Origin of the sequence: Roseinatronobacter domitianus, assembly GCF_023336755.1 — a bacterium.
Classification (GTDB): Bacteria; Pseudomonadota; Alphaproteobacteria; order Rhodobacterales; family Rhodobacteraceae; genus Roseinatronobacter; species Roseinatronobacter domitianus.
Map to the genome: position 1 here is coordinate 76,289 of NZ_JALZWP010000004.1, position 13,536 is coordinate 89,824.

General features: G+C 63.7%; 15 protein-coding genes. 8 read left to right on the forward strand and 7 right to left on the reverse strand.

Annotated elements, in window-relative coordinates; translation table 11 throughout:
• Positions 1–53: 53 nt before the first annotated feature.
• Genes M3N55_RS05780 through M3N55_RS05795 form a run of 4 tightly spaced genes read left to right on the forward strand, consistent with a single transcriptional unit; the run spans position 54 to position 5,594 of the window.
• The gene (locus tag M3N55_RS05780) at positions 54–617 is read left to right on the forward strand and encodes a cytochrome b (RefSeq protein WP_249057300.1); all 564 of its coding nucleotides are present in this window, start codon (positions 54–56) and stop codon (positions 615–617) included.
• A complete protein-coding gene (gene mdoH, locus M3N55_RS05785; RefSeq protein WP_249057301.1) occupies positions 614–3,028 on the forward strand; it encodes a glucans biosynthesis glucosyltransferase MdoH in 2,415 nt (804 codons plus the stop codon). Before M3N55_RS05780 ends, mdoH begins: the two co-directional genes overlap by 4 nt.
• On the forward strand, positions 3,025–4,551 hold the full coding sequence (locus M3N55_RS05790; RefSeq protein ID WP_249057303.1) for a glucan biosynthesis protein: 1,527 nt from the start codon (positions 3,025–3,027) through the stop codon (positions 4,549–4,551). Before mdoH ends, M3N55_RS05790 begins: the two co-directional genes overlap by 4 nt.
• The gene (locus M3N55_RS05795; RefSeq protein ID WP_249057306.1) at positions 4,551–5,594 is read left to right on the forward strand and encodes a glycosyltransferase family 4 protein; all 1,044 of its coding nucleotides are present in this window, start codon (positions 4,551–4,553) and stop codon (positions 5,592–5,594) included. Before M3N55_RS05790 ends, M3N55_RS05795 begins: the two co-directional genes overlap by 1 nt.
• Here the strand turns inward: M3N55_RS05795 and M3N55_RS05800 are convergent.
• Positions 5,551–6,516, reverse strand: coding sequence for a hypothetical protein (locus M3N55_RS05800; RefSeq protein ID WP_249057308.1), 966 nt, complete (start codon positions 6,514–6,516; stop codon positions 5,551–5,553). The genes M3N55_RS05795 and M3N55_RS05800 overlap by 44 nt on opposite strands.
• Positions 6,517–6,647: 131 nt before the next feature.
• Complete coding sequence (locus tag M3N55_RS05805) at positions 6,648–7,682, reverse strand: NAD(P)/FAD-dependent oxidoreductase (RefSeq protein ID WP_249057310.1); 1,035 nt, start codon at positions 7,680–7,682, stop codon at positions 6,648–6,650.
• 53 nt (positions 7,683–7,735) lie between these two features.
• Here M3N55_RS05805 and mnmC2 point away from each other — a divergent pair, with 53 nt between their 5' ends.
• A complete protein-coding gene (gene mnmC2 / locus M3N55_RS05810) occupies positions 7,736–8,389 on the forward strand; it encodes a tRNA (5-methylaminomethyl-2-thiouridine)(34)-methyltransferase MnmC2 (protein ID WP_249057312.1) in 654 nt (217 codons plus the stop codon).
• Positions 8,386–9,258 (forward strand): DMT family transporter, encoded by an 873-nt coding sequence (locus tag M3N55_RS05815; RefSeq protein WP_249057314.1) that lies wholly within the window; start codon positions 8,386–8,388, stop codon positions 9,256–9,258. Before mnmC2 ends, M3N55_RS05815 begins: the two co-directional genes overlap by 4 nt.
• A gap of 154 nt (positions 9,259–9,412) precedes the next feature.
• On the opposite strand, the gene msrB is transcribed toward M3N55_RS05815, so the two are convergent.
• Positions 9,413–9,856: a peptide-methionine (R)-S-oxide reductase MsrB gene (gene msrB / locus M3N55_RS05820; RefSeq protein WP_249057316.1), complete on the reverse strand. Its 444-nt coding sequence runs from the start codon at positions 9,854–9,856 to the stop codon at positions 9,413–9,415.
• 114 nt (positions 9,857–9,970) lie between these two features.
• On the opposite strand from msrB, the gene M3N55_RS05825 reads away from it, so the two are divergent.
• A complete protein-coding gene (locus M3N55_RS05825) occupies positions 9,971–10,345 on the forward strand; it encodes an NADH:ubiquinone oxidoreductase subunit NDUFA12 (protein WP_249057319.1) in 375 nt (124 codons plus the stop codon).
• A 5-nt stretch (positions 10,346–10,350) separates the two neighbouring features.
• The gene (locus M3N55_RS05830; protein ID WP_249057320.1) at positions 10,351–10,737 is read left to right on the forward strand and encodes a DUF2155 domain-containing protein; all 387 of its coding nucleotides are present in this window, start codon (positions 10,351–10,353) and stop codon (positions 10,735–10,737) included.
• On the opposite strand, the gene aat is transcribed toward M3N55_RS05830, so the two are convergent.
• The 4 genes from aat to ribB are packed head-to-tail and all read right to left on the reverse strand — an operon-like array spanning position 10,701 to position 13,482.
• Complete coding sequence (aat, locus tag M3N55_RS05835; RefSeq protein WP_249057322.1) at positions 10,701–11,339, reverse strand: leucyl/phenylalanyl-tRNA--protein transferase; 639 nt, start codon at positions 11,337–11,339, stop codon at positions 10,701–10,703. The genes M3N55_RS05830 and aat overlap by 37 nt on opposite strands.
• Positions 11,340–11,346: 7 nt before the next feature.
• Positions 11,347–11,814, reverse strand: a complete 468-nt coding sequence (gene nusB / locus M3N55_RS05840; RefSeq protein ID WP_249057324.1) for a transcription antitermination factor NusB — start codon at positions 11,812–11,814, stop codon at positions 11,347–11,349.
• Positions 11,811–12,353 (reverse strand): 6,7-dimethyl-8-ribityllumazine synthase, encoded by a 543-nt coding sequence (locus tag M3N55_RS05845; protein WP_249057326.1) that lies wholly within the window; start codon positions 12,351–12,353, stop codon positions 11,811–11,813. Before M3N55_RS05845 ends, nusB begins: the two co-directional genes overlap by 4 nt.
• A gap of 1 nt (position 12,354) precedes the next feature.
• Positions 12,355–13,482, reverse strand: coding sequence for a 3,4-dihydroxy-2-butanone-4-phosphate synthase (gene ribB, locus M3N55_RS05850; RefSeq protein ID WP_249057328.1), 1,128 nt, complete (start codon positions 13,480–13,482; stop codon positions 12,355–12,357).
• Positions 13,483–13,536 lie beyond the last annotated feature (54 nt).

Sequence of the window (13,536 nt, forward strand, 5' to 3'; positions counted from 1 at the left end):
CGCTCTAACTTCTACCGTTAGCTGCGTCCAACCCGGCATTGCAAAGGGCATGTATGACCTCTTCAACCACCAAACCGACCCGATATGCCGCCACAACCCGCGCCTTGCATTGGATCGTGGCGCTGATGGTGCTGGCCACCATTCCGGTCGGGGTTATCATGCTGCAAGACGGCCTGTCGCGCGATCTGCGCAACACGCTGTTCATCCTGCATAAAAATGGTGGGGTCATTATATTGCTGCTGGTGGTCCTGCGGCTGGGTTGGCGCGCGCGCAACCCCGCGCCGCCCTTGCCCGACAGCGTGCCGCCGCTGCAAGCGCGCATCGCCCATCTGGCGCATGGCGCGCTTTATGCGCTGCTGCTGGTTATGGCACTCAGTGGGTATGTCCGCGTCCGTGCTGGGGGCTTTCCGGTTGAAATGCTCGATGCTATCGGAATGCCGGGCTTGGTGCCGCGCTCGGATTCCTTGGCGGAAACGGCGAAATGGGTTCACGCCACGGCGCGCTTTGCGCTGGTGGCGCTGATCCTGGCGCATATCGCGGCAGGGCTGAACCATCTGCGCAAACGGGATGGCGTTTTCGAGCGGATCTGGCCACCTTTCGGGCGTGGCCGGGTATGAGCCGCACCTTCTGGCCGGTTGCCATTGCGTTGGCCCTCGCCTCTGGCCTGTCTGCACTGTTCTGGACGGGAATCGACCATCCCACCACAGCGCCCGCGCTGGCCGCAGCGGTGCTGGTCCTGTTCTCTGTCAACGCGCTTGCGCTTGCTGCGGCGGCGGTGACAGCCGTTATGGGCGTGCCTCGACCTGCCGCGCCGACAGGGCATAGCGCCATCCCAAGGGACCGCTGCGCTATTCTTTGGCTGATATGCGGCGAACCCCCAGAGCCTTTGGCAGTGCGCGCCAGAGAATTGGTAAAAGCCTTGAAAGACCGCCCCGAAGGCGCGAACACGCAGGTTTTCATCCTGTCAGACACGACCGATGCCGACGCAGTCGCCAACGAGCAGGCGCTATTCGCCGCATTACCGGGCGTTATCTACCGCAACCGCACTGCGCCCGACGGTCGCAAACCGGGCAATCTGCGCAACTGGCTGGAGCATTACGGCGCAGAGTTCGACACGATGCTGGTGCTGGACGCCGATAGCAGCTTTACCGCCGAGCGCTTGGCCCAGATGCGCCAGACCATGGCGCAAGAGCCGCGCTTGGCGCTGCTGCAAGCCGGTATCGCGCTGCGCCCCGGTTCCAGCCGACTTGCGCGGTTGCAACGTCTGTCGGTGCGGATGACGGGACCGGTCTTTACCAGCGGGCTGGCACGGCTCAGCGGAGCCTGCGGCAATTATTGGGGGCATAACGCGCTGCTGAGGGTAGAGGCCTTTCGCGCTGTGGCCGACCTGCCCGCCTTGCCGGGACGTCCCCCATTCGGCGGGCCGATCCTGAGCCATGACTTCATCGAAGCCGCCTATCTGCGTGCCGCTGGCTGGGACTTGCGCATCTGCCCCGCCATGCTTGGCAGTGCCGAAGATGCGCCGACGACCACAGCCGCCTATACCCGTCGCGACCGCCGCTGGGCGCAAGGCAACCTGCAACATCTGCGATTGATCGGCGCGCGGGGGCTGCATCCGGGAAGTCGCCTGCATCTGTTGGCCGGAATTCAATCCTACATCTCTGCCCCGATCTGGCTGGCTTTGGTGCTGTTGCTTGGGTCCGGCGCGGTCCATGCACGGCCCGAGGCCTGGGTCGCATTGGCCGCAACGCTCACTGTGTTGCTGGTGCCAAAACTGGCCGGGCTGGCGCGGTTGCGCCGCCAGATCGCGCGCCGCCCCGGCCCGGTGTTGCGGGGCTTTGGGGCAGAACTGGTGCTTTCCACCGTCATCGCCCCCATCTGGATGCTGCGGCGCGCCGGTCATGTGCTGTCGGTGCTGGCCGGGCGCGATGGCGGTTGGCAACCCTCTGGGGCGGCACTTGCGCCCAGTGGCAAGGCCGGTCGCGGCGCGCAAATTGCAGGGCTGGCAATTCTGCTCGCGGTGATCTTTCCGCAAGCGCTGCTGGCATCTGCCGCCAGTGCGGTCTTGTCGGCGGCGATGGTGCTGCCCGTGGTAGGACCGCTGCTTGCCGCGCCATGGCTTCTGGCGTGGCTCGATGATCTGGCACGACCCAACCATGTCGCAGCCTATTACGATGCCAGCACGAAGCGCTTTCTGGCCGTGGGTGGCAGCGGCGGGGCGCTGGCCATTCATCGCCCGCTTTGGGCAGATGGAGTGGGCACCTCGGAACAGGCTGCGGCCCATGTCAACACGCTGATCGCCGAGGCCACAGAGCGGATGCTGGGGCACCCGCCGGAACACTTGTGCGACCTTGGCTGCGGCGTGGGCGGCACCGTGTTCCACCTGGCGCACCTGTGGCCAGAGGCGCGGTTCTCTGGCCTGACGCTAAGTGCGGAACAGGTGCGGCTGGCCCGAAGCCATGCCCGCGCACAGGGGCTGTCCGATCGCTGCCATTTCCTGCAAGCCGATTTCACACTTCATGCCAGCCTGCACAAGGCAGAGGTGGCCATCGCCGTCGAAAGCCATGTCCACGCGCCCAGCGCAAAAGCCTTTTTAACCGCCGCGCTTGACCATCTGGCGCCCGGTGGCGTGCTGGTGCTGGTTGACGATATGCTGGCCGAAGAGCGCACCTTGCCGCCCCGCCACGCGCGGCTGATCGACAGCTTTCGCAAGGGCTGGCGCTTGGGCCATGTCAGCGCGCGCGGTCAGATCGCCGCGCAAGCCGAAGCGCTGGGCTATGCCGTGCTTGCCGAGCGCGATCTGAGTGCATTTCTGCATTTGACACGCTGGCGGGACCGCGCCTTGCGCGTGGTCGGGCCGATGGCAGAGCGGTTCGGGCTGCACCATCGACCGCTTTTCGCCAATATGATCGGTGGCAATGCGCTGACCGAAGCCTATCGCCACGGGCTGATGCGCTACACGCTGCTGGTGCTGCGCGCCCCACACGCCGCGCGCCTGCCGGATGATCGTTCGGAAACTGCGGCATGAAGCGGCGCGGCTTCCTCTGGGGGGGTGCAGCCTGCCTTGCGCTGCCCCCACATCTGGCCCTTGGACAGGGCCAAGACCCGGAACGCAGCCTGATAGAGACCGCACGCAAGGCCGCGACGCGGCCCTACCGCCCTGACAGGACGCCCCTCTCCGCGCCCTTCGACGGGGCCAGCTATGACAGTTATCGCGGCATTCGCACGCGACCGGGCCTGAGTGGCGATCTGGCGCTCGGACCCGAGTTTCGCGCCGATATGCTGCCGCAGGGCTGGTTGTTTCGCGAACCCGTGACGATAGACTTGCCGGGCCATGACACGCGTTTTTCGCCCTCGCTGTATGATTTTGACAACCGGTATTTCGGTGCGGATGCCGCTGGGCAAGATGCCGGCTCAATGGGCTTTTCCGGCCTGCGCCTGCGGCACCGGCTGAACGCGCCCGATACGTGGGACGACGTGCTGGTTCTGCAAGGCGCAAGCTATTTCCGCGCCCTGGCCAAAGATACCGTCTACGGGTTATCGGCCCGCGCTTTGTCGCTGGGAACAGGTGGCCCGACCCCGGAAGAATTTCCGCGCTTCACCCGGATCGTCGTATTCGGCACGCAAGACGGGCTGCGCTTTGGCTGCCTTGTGGACAGCCCGCGCGCCAGCGCCGCACTGATCGCCACGCTGCACCCCGGCCCGCGCACGGTGCTGGACTGCGCGTTGCATCTGTTCCCGCGCGTGCCGCTGGAGGATGTGGGAATCGCGCCGCTGACCTCTATGTTCCAGCACAATGACATCGGCCCGGCCCGGATAGATGATTTTCGCCCTGCGGTGCATGACAGCGATGTTCTGGTGGTCGATAATGGCGCGGGAGAACGGCTGTGGCGCCCGCTCGCGAACCCCGCCAACGTGCAAATGTCGGCCTTTGCGGATCGCGGCCCGCGCGGCTTCGGGCTGGTGCAAACCCCGACCGATTTCGCCCGGTTCCGCGATCAGGAAGGCGCCTACCACCGCCGCCCTTCGGCTTGGGTTGCGCCCAAGGGCGATTGGGGCGCAGGCGCGGTCATGTTGCTGGAAATCCCCACCGAAAACGAATTCGCCGATAATATCGTGGCCTTCTGGCGACCGCGTGACAGGCTGGAGCCCGGCGCGCATCGCTTCGACTACAGGCTGGACGTGACAGCCCCCGGCCCCGACCCTCTGCCGCCCCGGCCCGAACCCTTCTGGCCTGCCCGGTCGGCATCTGGGGTTGAGCCGAACACAGGCAACGCGCGGCTATTCGTCATAGACTTTCACACAAGCGGCCCCTTGCCTGATATGATCGGCGCAGATCTGGATATTGGTGCGTCGCAGGGCACGGTCAGCGGGCAAGCGCTTTACCCGTTGGAGGCGCGACCGGGCACATGGCGGGCCAGCTTCCTCTTCACGCCCAAGGCCGGGCAAGAGGTCGCGGAATTGCGCTTGCGCCTGCGCGGTCAGGATGGCACGCCGCTGGCTCCGGTCTGGCTGCATCGCTGGACCCGAACGGCGCAAGGAGGTGTCTGATGCAACTGGTTTTTGCCATTCCCGGCGACCTTGACGCACGCACGGGCGGCACGCTCTATGATCGCAAGGTGGTCGATGCGTTGCGCCGCGCCGGGCATGATGTGACGCTGCTGGCCCTGCCGGGCGACTGGCCCGACCAAAGCCATGCGCAAGAAACCGAAGCCTTGGCGCGTCTGAACGCTTTGCCCGATAACTGCCCCGTCGTTATTGACGGGCTGGCCTATGGCGCGCTCTCTGCGGCGGTCATTCGCAATCCCTTGGTCGCGATGGTGCATCACCCGCTCGCGCTGGAACCGGGCCTGACACCGGACGCCGCCGCGCGGCTGCATGCGCGCGAACAGGCGAACTTGGCCAAAGCCGCACAAGTCGTCGTGCCCTCGGCGCATGTGGGCGGACTGTTAAGCACACATTTCGACATGGACGCCGCGCGCGTCCATGTCGCGCATCCCGGTTTCGACGCGGCACACCCCGCGCCCGGAACCGTAACTGAGGGTCCGCCCCTTATCTTGTCGGTCGGGCTGGTCTGCCACCGCAAAGGCCATGATGTGCTGTTGCGCGCTTTGGGCGCAATCACCGATCTGGACTGGCGCGCGGTCATTGTCGGGCGGCTTCATGAACCCGGTCATGTCGCCGAGTTGCACAAACTGCATGACATACTTGGGCTTGCGGAACGGGTGACATTGGCCGGAGAATTGGACGCCGCGGAGCTGTCGGCACTTTATGCACAAGCCAGCCTGTTTGCGCTTGCCACACGCTATGAGGGCTACGGCATGGTCCTGTCCGAAGCGCAGCAACACGGCCTGCCAGTTATCTCTTGCGACACAGGCGCGGTGCCGGAAGCGTTGGACGGCAGCGGCCTGCTGGCCCCGCCCGATGACGCGCCCGCATTTGCCGCGCATCTGCGCGCGGTGCTGCGCGACGCGGACCTGCGCGCGCGCCTGCGCGCCCAAAGCCGGGCGCGCGCGGCCCGTCTGCCAACATGGGACGATGCGGCACGGGTCATGGCGCAGGCGGTGGCGGCTGCACAGCCTGTCCAGGGGTAACGTCAAACCCGTGCGCGTCAGGCACCCGGAACCGCTTCAGCAGCGCAACCGCGCCCAAAACCAGAAAAACCGGAAGCACGACCATTCGTAAAATGAAGACCCCGATAATGGTCATAGACGCGCTCAGGATGGTATCGGCCTGATCAAGAATGCTCCATCCGGCGGTCAAATACTTGGCGCTGTCGGCAAATACAGAGCCTGCACCATCGCGCGCCTCACCGAGCCATGTCCGCACGCCTAAAAAGAAGCCAGAGTTCTCTGCCTCATCGCTCTTGTTATCCAAATTTTGCGGATCATCCGAGACAACAGAGGCTTCGGCTTGTTGCGCCACAGCTCTTAATTGCGCCGTTGCTTCATCCATTCGGTCTTGGGTGGCACGCTCACCAACCCAGACACCGACTGAAAAAAACAGCGGAATGAGGAATGCGACCACGATTCCGAAAGACACCCCGGTGCTGCAAGCCGGGCCCGCAATCAGGGCGAACCGAACACTATGTGCGCTAATCGACATACCGATTAGCCCAAGCCCAAGCACGACCAACCCGATGGACACGACTGGCCCCATCGCAACAGCCGCCAGTGCACTGGCCGCCGCCACCAGAAAAATGGCATCAGCCACGCGTTCGATTGTATCATCGACGGGTTCCAGCACCTTCAGAGGCTGGATGCTGGCCTGACCGACCATAGACGCGCCAAGCTCGACCTCTTGGGCCGTGGACAGAAACGCATTGATAACCCTGAGCGACACATAGACACCTGTCGAAGCGACGGCGATCTGTTCGGCGGCACGTTCAGCCGTCGAAACCACAGGGTTCGCGTCTTGTTTTACAAACACACCCGCCACAAGACACAGCAGGCCCGCGATGAGGACCAGCCATGATCTGGAGCGGCGTTTCTGGGGCATGTCGGGCGCATGGGTCATTTACAAATTATCCTGTTTCAAAACTGGCACGCAAATGAACCCTACATGCCGCATCCTGTATTGCACGCGGTAATTGCCAACGACCGGAATGTGCAAAGCGCCCTGTGTCCCGGATTGCCGCCCGCCAACGGCTAGGGTGTCAGCGCAAACCCTTCTGGCACATGGTCGCGCCCTTCCAGCACAAGGTCGGCCATGATCTGCGCCAGCGCAGGTGCCATGGCAAAGCCGATCTTGAAGCCGCCGTTGAACACGAAATGCCCGGCGCGATCTGGCCACGCGCCCATCAGCGGTGCACGGGATTGCGCGCGCGGGCGCACCCCGGCCCAACGCGCTATGACCGGCGCATTGGCCAGTTGCGGGCAGGCCGCAATCGCGCTTGCATGAAGTGCGTCGCAGAGTGCATCGGTCGTGTCGGGCGCGTCGAATTCGCGCTCGCTGGTCGATCCGATGGCGATGGTCCCATCGGCATGCGGCACAATATGCAGCCCATCGGCAAAGACCTGCGGGCAGTCCGGCGCGGCATGGGCCAGAAGCAGGGATTGCCCCTTCACGCCTCCGCCCATCTTGCGGCCCAGCGCCTGTGACAGCTCCGCCAGCCCTTCATAACCCGTGGCCCAGATGACCCTGCCGCCCTCTGGCTGATCTCCCTGTTCTACCGTCACCCCCTGCGCCGCCAGCGCCGCGACCAAGGCCGCCCCGGCGCGGCGCGGGTGCAGGCGTGCGGTCAGCGTGTCATGGACCACAAAGCCCGAAGGCGCGTCCACCGCCAGCCCCGGCGCGTCGGCCACGGGCAGCACGCGCCATTCGGCAAAGCCCTGCCACAACTCGCGGGCTTGGCGCTCACGCGTCCGGGCGAGCGCTACCGCCGCTTCGGCCAAGGGCTGCACCCGGCCCGTGCGCGCATAGCCCGGATCAACCCCGCCGCGCGCCGCCACATCCGCCCAGTAGCGTTCGGCCATGCGCAGCGCGTCGAATTGCATGGCTTTCTTGGGGTTCCAGTTTTCCGGCACATGCGGGGCCAGCGCGCCGACAATGCCACCGCTCGACCCGGCACCGGGATGGCGCTTCTCGAATACCCGCACCTTTGCGCCCCGGTCGGCGCAGGCCAGCGCCACGGTCAGGCCAAACACGCCCGCCCCCATGATCGTCACATCGGCCATTGTCATTTCTTCCGGTCCCCGCCATGACTTGCTGAACATGTGACATAAAGCAGACACCGATGCAGGACCAGACCGCAGAGCTGGATTGGCGGGACGGACAAATCCCCGTGGCACGCCGGTTCAATGACCCGTATTTTTCCCTGGCCGATGGGCTGGCGGAAACCCGGCACGTGTTCTTGGCGGGCAATGAGTTGCCAGCCTGCGCCCGGCCCGGTTTTTCCATTGCGGAACTGGGCTTCGGGACCGGGTTGAACCTGCTGGCGACGATCACGGCGATGCCCGGCATCCCAATCCGCTACACCAGTTTCGAAGCCTTCCCCATGACCGCGCCCGATATGGCGCGCGCCTTGGCGGCATTCCCGGAACTGGACGCGCGCGGCTTGCTGGACGTCTGGGCAAGCGGCGCGCGGGCCTTCACCTTGGGCGCGGCACAGGTCGAGGTCATCATCGGTGACATCGCCACCACCCTGCCCAGATGGCAAGACCGCGCCGATGCGTGGTATCTGGACGGGTTCGCCCCCGCCAAGAACCCCGACATGTGGGCACCAGAGGTCATGGCAGAGGTCGCGCGCCACACAAACCCCGGCGGCACATTTGCCACCTACACGGCAGCCGGAGCGGTTCGGCGCGCCTTGGCAGAGGGCGGCTTTGACGTGCAGCGCGTTCCGGGCCACGGACGCAAGCGACATATGAGCATCGGGCGCATGCCATGACCGAGCAGGATACCACCAAGGGCATCTGGCTGATGGTCGCCGTCGCGCTGATCTTCGCGCTGCAAGACGCGTTCTCGCGGCATCTGGCGGGCGAATACAACGTGCTGATGATTATCATGATCCGCTACTGGTTCTTCGGGGCCTTCGTGATCGCGGTTGCTGCGCGCAAGGCTGGCGGGCTGCGCAAGGCAGCGGCCACGAAACAACCCTTTGTCCAGGCGTTGCGTGGGCTGATCTTGGCCGCAGAAGTCTGCGTCATGGTCACGGCCTTCGTGCTTTTGGGCCTGACAGAGGCCCATGCCGTCTTTGCCGTCTACCCCTTGCTGATTGCCGCGCTCTCCGGCCCGATTCTTGGCGAAAAGGTCGGCTGGCGGCGTTGGGCCGCGATCGGCATCGGGTTCGTGGGCGTGCTGATTATTCTGCAACCGGGCTATGGCGTGTTCCAGATCGAAGCGCTGGTGCCGCTTCTGGCCGCAACCATGTTCGCGCTTTACGGGTTGCTGACGCGCTATGTCGGGCGGCAAGACCCGGCGGCGGTCAGCTTCTTCTGGACCGGCACGGGGGGCGCGGTGGCCATGACGGTGGTCGGTATCTGGTTCTGGGAACCCATGGCGCCGGCCGACTGGGTCTGGATGGGCGCGCTGTGTGTCAGTTCCGCCTTCAGCCATTTCCTGCTGATCCGCGCCTATGAAATAGCCGAAGCCAGCGCGGTGCAGCCTTTCGCCTATTTGCAACTGCCTTTTGCGACGGGGCTGGGGATTATGCTGTTCAACGAGTCCTTGCGGCTGAACGTGGCGCTGGGCGCAGCGGTGGTGGTCAGTGCGGGGCTGTTTACATTGTGGCGGGCGCGGCAGGTGGGCAAAGCGTAGCGCCATCGGTGGGCCGGGGACTGCCGATACAGCCGCCAATTCTATCGTGGTTTATGGTAGCGCAATCCGAATGATGCCGGAACGATGCTCTGCACCAACCAATCGGCAGGCCGCGGGACGGCCCGCCGATGGCGCGGCGGCGCGTGCCGCGCCCTTACCCTTCGACCTGATCCAGATAAGCGCCGTAACCTTCGGCCTCCATATCCTCTTGTGGAATGAACCGCAGCGAGGCCGAGTTGATGCAATACCGCAAGCCCCCCCGGTCGCGCGGCCCGTCGTTGAACACATGGCCCAGATGGCTGTCGCCGTGCTTGGAGCGCACCTCGACCCGGCGCATTCCAAGGCTGTCATCGGCCAGCTCGGTGACATGGTCATGCACCAAGGGCTTGGTGAAGCTGGGCCAGCCGCACCCCGATTCGAATTTATCGGAGGATGCGAATAAAGGTTCCCCCGACACGATATCGACATAAATGCCGACGCGTTTTTCGTCGTTATAGACCCCGGTCCAAGGGCGTTCCGTGCCGTTTTCCTGCGTGATGTGATATTGCTCGGGCGTCAAAGCGTCGATCACTTCGGGGCGGCGTTCGTATTTGGGCATAGCTCTCTCCATGTGTTACCCAAGATTTAGCCTCAACCTGCCCGCGCGCAAGGGTCTGGATTTCCGCTTCCCGCTGGTGCATAAGCGGGCAAACTTGACCTGAACAGGTGGCTCATGAAATTCCTGCTGCGCTTGCTGACATGGTGGAACACCTCCACGCTGAACACCGCGTTTTTCACATGGCGCAAGGGCGTGAAAGTGGGCGAGGATGACCAGGGCAACATCTTCTATCAGAACCGTGAGAAGACAAAGCGCTGGGTCATCTATAACGGCGAATCCGAAGCAAGCCGCGTCTCGCCGGATTGGCATGGCTGGCTGCACCACACATGGGATGAGCCGCCGACCGACAAGCCCCTGCCCCGCAAGGCTTGGGAAAAACCGCATCAGGAAAACCTGACCGGCACCGTGCTGGCCTATGCGCCCGCCGGGTCCATTCGGCGCGCGCAACCCACCGAACGGCGCGACTACGAGGCCTGGAGCCCGGAATAACCGCCATGCGCGTTATGTCACTTATATTGGCCTGCATCATCGGCCCTGCCATCGTGAATGCACAGGACATCGCCATTCCCGGCCAGCCAGAGCAAGTGCTCTCGGCCGATGGTGCAGTGCTGCGGGGCTTGGACAAGGTCGCGGGCACAAGCCGCGATATTCGTCTGATGAGCGGCGAAAGCGACATGATCGGGCATTTGCAGGTCACGATGTCGGACTGCCGTTACCCCGAAGACAACCCGATGGGCGAGGCCTATGCGTGGATTGAGGTGCAGGACACGCGGGCAAATGCGCAGTTATTCGCGGGTTGGATGATTGCGTCCAGCCCGGCACTCAGCGCGCTGGACCATGCGCGCTACGATCTTTGGGTTCTAAGCTGCATCACCTCTTGAACGCTGGGCAGCTTTAGGGCGGTGATATCGGCCTTGACCTTCAAAGCGTCTGCCAGCCGTTTGCGATAATCCATACGCGGAATTTCGACCCCACCAAGCCGAGCCAGATGGTCGTTCAAATATTGCGTGTCGAACAGGGTAAAACCGCTACGCCGCAGATGCGTGACAAGCCACGCCATCGCCACCTTAGAGGCATTGGTGCGCTGCGAGAACATACTCTCACCGCAGAACACCCCGCCAATCGCCAGACCGTAAATGCCGCCGATCAGGTCATCCCCGTCCCAGACTTCCAGTGAATGAGCGTGCCCTGCCCGATGCAGCGCGGTAAACAGATCGGTAATCTCGGCATTGATCCATGTGGTGTCGCGCGCGGCGCAGCCTTCGATCACGCCATCAAAATCGGTGTTCAACGTCACACGCCACGACATGTCGCGGATATGTCGCGCCAGCGAGCGTGACAGGTGGAACCCATCCAGCGGGATGATGCCACGCTGCACCGGGTCGAACCAATAGAGTGTCCGACCCTCCCGGCTTTCGGCCATGGGGAACGTGCCCAACCGATACGCTTCCAGCAAAATCCGGGGGGTTAGCCGCAGGTCCATGGGCCGCCTAGAACTCGTCCGGGCGCAACTCATGCGCCATATGGTCCAGCACGGCATTGACGAATTTCTGCTCGCGCGAGTCGGGGAAGAAATCTCCCGCCAGACCGACATATTCGCTGAGGATGATGCGCGCGTCGCGCTCTGTCGTCAGCAGTTCCGCGCCCGCCGCGCGAAACAGCGCGCGCAAGGTCGGATCAATCCGGGCGATGGGCCATTTTGCAACCAAGGCACGGTCGGTGACCTGGTCAATGGCGGCCTGCCGGTCGACTGCGGCTTCCACCACACGGCGAAAGAAGTTGATGTCGGCTTCAGCCCATGCTTCGCCCTCGACCTCTATTCCGATGCGGTGATCCTCGAACTCACGCAACACAGTGCCGATGGGGCTGTCAGAGGCTTCCATCTGAAACAGCGCCTGCACGGCGTAGAAACGCGCAGCACTGCGCAGGGCCCGTCTGGCTTTGGAATCTAGCTTCATGCTTTGGTCCCGCCCGTGGCGATCTGGAATTCATCAGCTTTGGGCATGAAGCCCACGCTGCGCTTGACCCCGCCCCAACGCCGCGAGAGCGCAATCAGATGCAAAGCCGCCGCCGCGGCCCCGCCGCCCTTGTTCTGCCCCGCCGCTTCGGCACGCACATCGGCCTGCGCCCGGTTTTCCACGGTCAGGATACCATTGCCGATACACGCCCCTTGCAACCCCAGTAGCGTGATCGCGCGCGAGCTGTCATTGCAGACCGTGTCGTAATGCGTCGTCTCGCCTCGGATAACGCAGCCAAGCGCCACAAAGCCGTCGAAATCGGACATGCGGAACGCTTGCCCGATGGCGGTCGGCACTTCCAACGCACCGGGCACTTCGATCAGGTCATGGCTGCCGCCAACGGCCTCTATCTCGGCCCGCGCGCCAGCCACCAACTGATCGGCGATATCCTTGTAATAAGGCGCAACCACGATCAGCAGTTTCGGCGCACGGTCAAAGGAAGGGCGCGGCAAGCTGTAATGGGATTCGTTCGCGGCCATATCAGGCGCCTTTCCGGGATGGGATCTTGCGGGTGCCAACGATCGACAGCCCATAGCCTTCCAGCCCCACAACGCGCGGGGTCTTGGAATTGGTCAGAAGCACCAGTTCGTGCAGCCCCAAAGATGAGAGGATCTGCGCGCCCAAACCATATTGCCGCAAGGTCTGCGGCGAGGCGTCGGACATGGCCATCTTCATATGCGTGTCACGCAACAGCACCAGCACGCCACGCCCTTCATCAGCGATCAGCGCCATCGCGTCGGAAAACTCGTTCGCGCGGCCCGGACCGCCGGTGCCAACCATGTCCAGCAGCGGGTCGAATGCATGCATCCGCACCAGCACCGGGTCAGCCGTGGAGATATTGCCCTTTATAAGCACGACATGCTCTGCACCTTGGGTCGTGTCGGAATAGACCCGCATCTGCCATTCGCCGCCAAATTCCGACGTGATGATCTGTTCGGACATGCTGCGCACAAGATTGTCATGACGGCGGCGATAGGCGATCAGGTCGGCAATCGTGCCGATCTTGATGCCATGCTTTTGCGCGAAGGCCACAAGGTCGGGAAGACGGGCCATGTCGCCATCTTCTTTCATGATCTCGCAGATCACGCCGGACGGGTTCAGCCCCGCCAGCCGCGAAATATCGACCGCCGCTTCGGTATGGCCTGCGCGCACCAGCACACCGCCGTCGCGCGCACGCAACGGAAAGACATGCCCCGGTGTGGCGATATCTGCGGCCCCTTTGGACCCGTCAATCGCCACCGCCACGGTGCGTGCGCGGTCATAGGCCGAAATGCCGGTAGACACGCCTTCGCGCGCCTCTATCGACACGGTGAAGGCCGTTTCATGGCGCGAAGAATTACTGGACGCCATAAGTGGCAGGCCCAGTTGGTCGATGCGCTCTCCCGGCAGGGTCAGGCAGATCAGACCTTTGCCATGCGTGGCCATGAAGTTGATCGCTTCCGGCGTTGCCATCTGCGCGGGGATGACAAGGTCGCCCTCATTCTCGCGGTCCTCATGGTCCACAAGAATGAACATGCGGCCCTTGCGCGCTTCCTCGATGATCTCTTCGGTGGAAGAAATGGCATCGCGCCAGCTTTCTTCGACTTCGCCGGGCTTTTCATACTGCATCTTGCGCGCTTCCTTATCTGTCTTGCCTGCCAGATAGCCCAAAGCCCGGCTTTG

What these genes read in the sequence shown, in the direction of transcription:
- M3N55_RS05780 (WP_249057300.1), top strand. Translation starts at nt 54, where the DNA reads ATGACCTCTTCAACCACCAAACCGACCCGATATGCCGCCACAACCCGC.
- mdoH (WP_249057301.1), top strand. Translation starts at nt 614, where the DNA reads ATGAGCCGCACCTTCTGGCCGGTTGCCATTGCGTTGGCCCTCGCCTCT.
- M3N55_RS05790 (WP_249057303.1), top strand. Translation starts at nt 3,025, where the DNA reads ATGAAGCGGCGCGGCTTCCTCTGGGGGGGTGCAGCCTGCCTTGCGCTG.
- M3N55_RS05795 (WP_249057306.1), top strand. Translation starts at nt 4,551, where the DNA reads ATGCAACTGGTTTTTGCCATTCCCGGCGACCTTGACGCACGCACGGGC.
- M3N55_RS05800 (WP_249057308.1), bottom strand. Translation starts at nt 6,516, where the DNA reads ATGACCCATGCGCCCGACATGCCCCAGAAACGCCGCTCCAGATCATGG.
- M3N55_RS05805 (WP_249057310.1), bottom strand. Translation starts at nt 7,682, where the DNA reads ATGACAATGGCCGATGTGACGATCATGGGGGCGGGCGTGTTTGGCCTG.
- mnmC2 (WP_249057312.1), top strand. Translation starts at nt 7,736, where the DNA reads ATGCAGGACCAGACCGCAGAGCTGGATTGGCGGGACGGACAAATCCCC.
- M3N55_RS05815 (WP_249057314.1), top strand. Translation starts at nt 8,386, where the DNA reads ATGACCGAGCAGGATACCACCAAGGGCATCTGGCTGATGGTCGCCGTC.
- msrB (WP_249057316.1), bottom strand. Translation starts at nt 9,856, where the DNA reads ATGCCCAAATACGAACGCCGCCCCGAAGTGATCGACGCTTTGACGCCC.
- M3N55_RS05825 (WP_249057319.1), top strand. Translation starts at nt 9,971, where the DNA reads ATGAAATTCCTGCTGCGCTTGCTGACATGGTGGAACACCTCCACGCTG.
- M3N55_RS05830 (WP_249057320.1), top strand. Translation starts at nt 10,351, where the DNA reads ATGCGCGTTATGTCACTTATATTGGCCTGCATCATCGGCCCTGCCATC.
- aat (WP_249057322.1), bottom strand. Translation starts at nt 11,339, where the DNA reads ATGGACCTGCGGCTAACCCCCCGGATTTTGCTGGAAGCGTATCGGTTG.
- nusB (WP_249057324.1), bottom strand. Translation starts at nt 11,814, where the DNA reads ATGAAGCTAGATTCCAAAGCCAGACGGGCCCTGCGCAGTGCTGCGCGT.
- M3N55_RS05845 (WP_249057326.1), bottom strand. Translation starts at nt 12,353, where the DNA reads ATGGCCGCGAACGAATCCCATTACAGCTTGCCGCGCCCTTCCTTTGAC.
- ribB (WP_249057328.1), bottom strand. Translation starts at nt 13,482, where the DNA reads ATGCAGTATGAAAAGCCCGGCGAAGTCGAAGAAAGCTGGCGCGATGCC.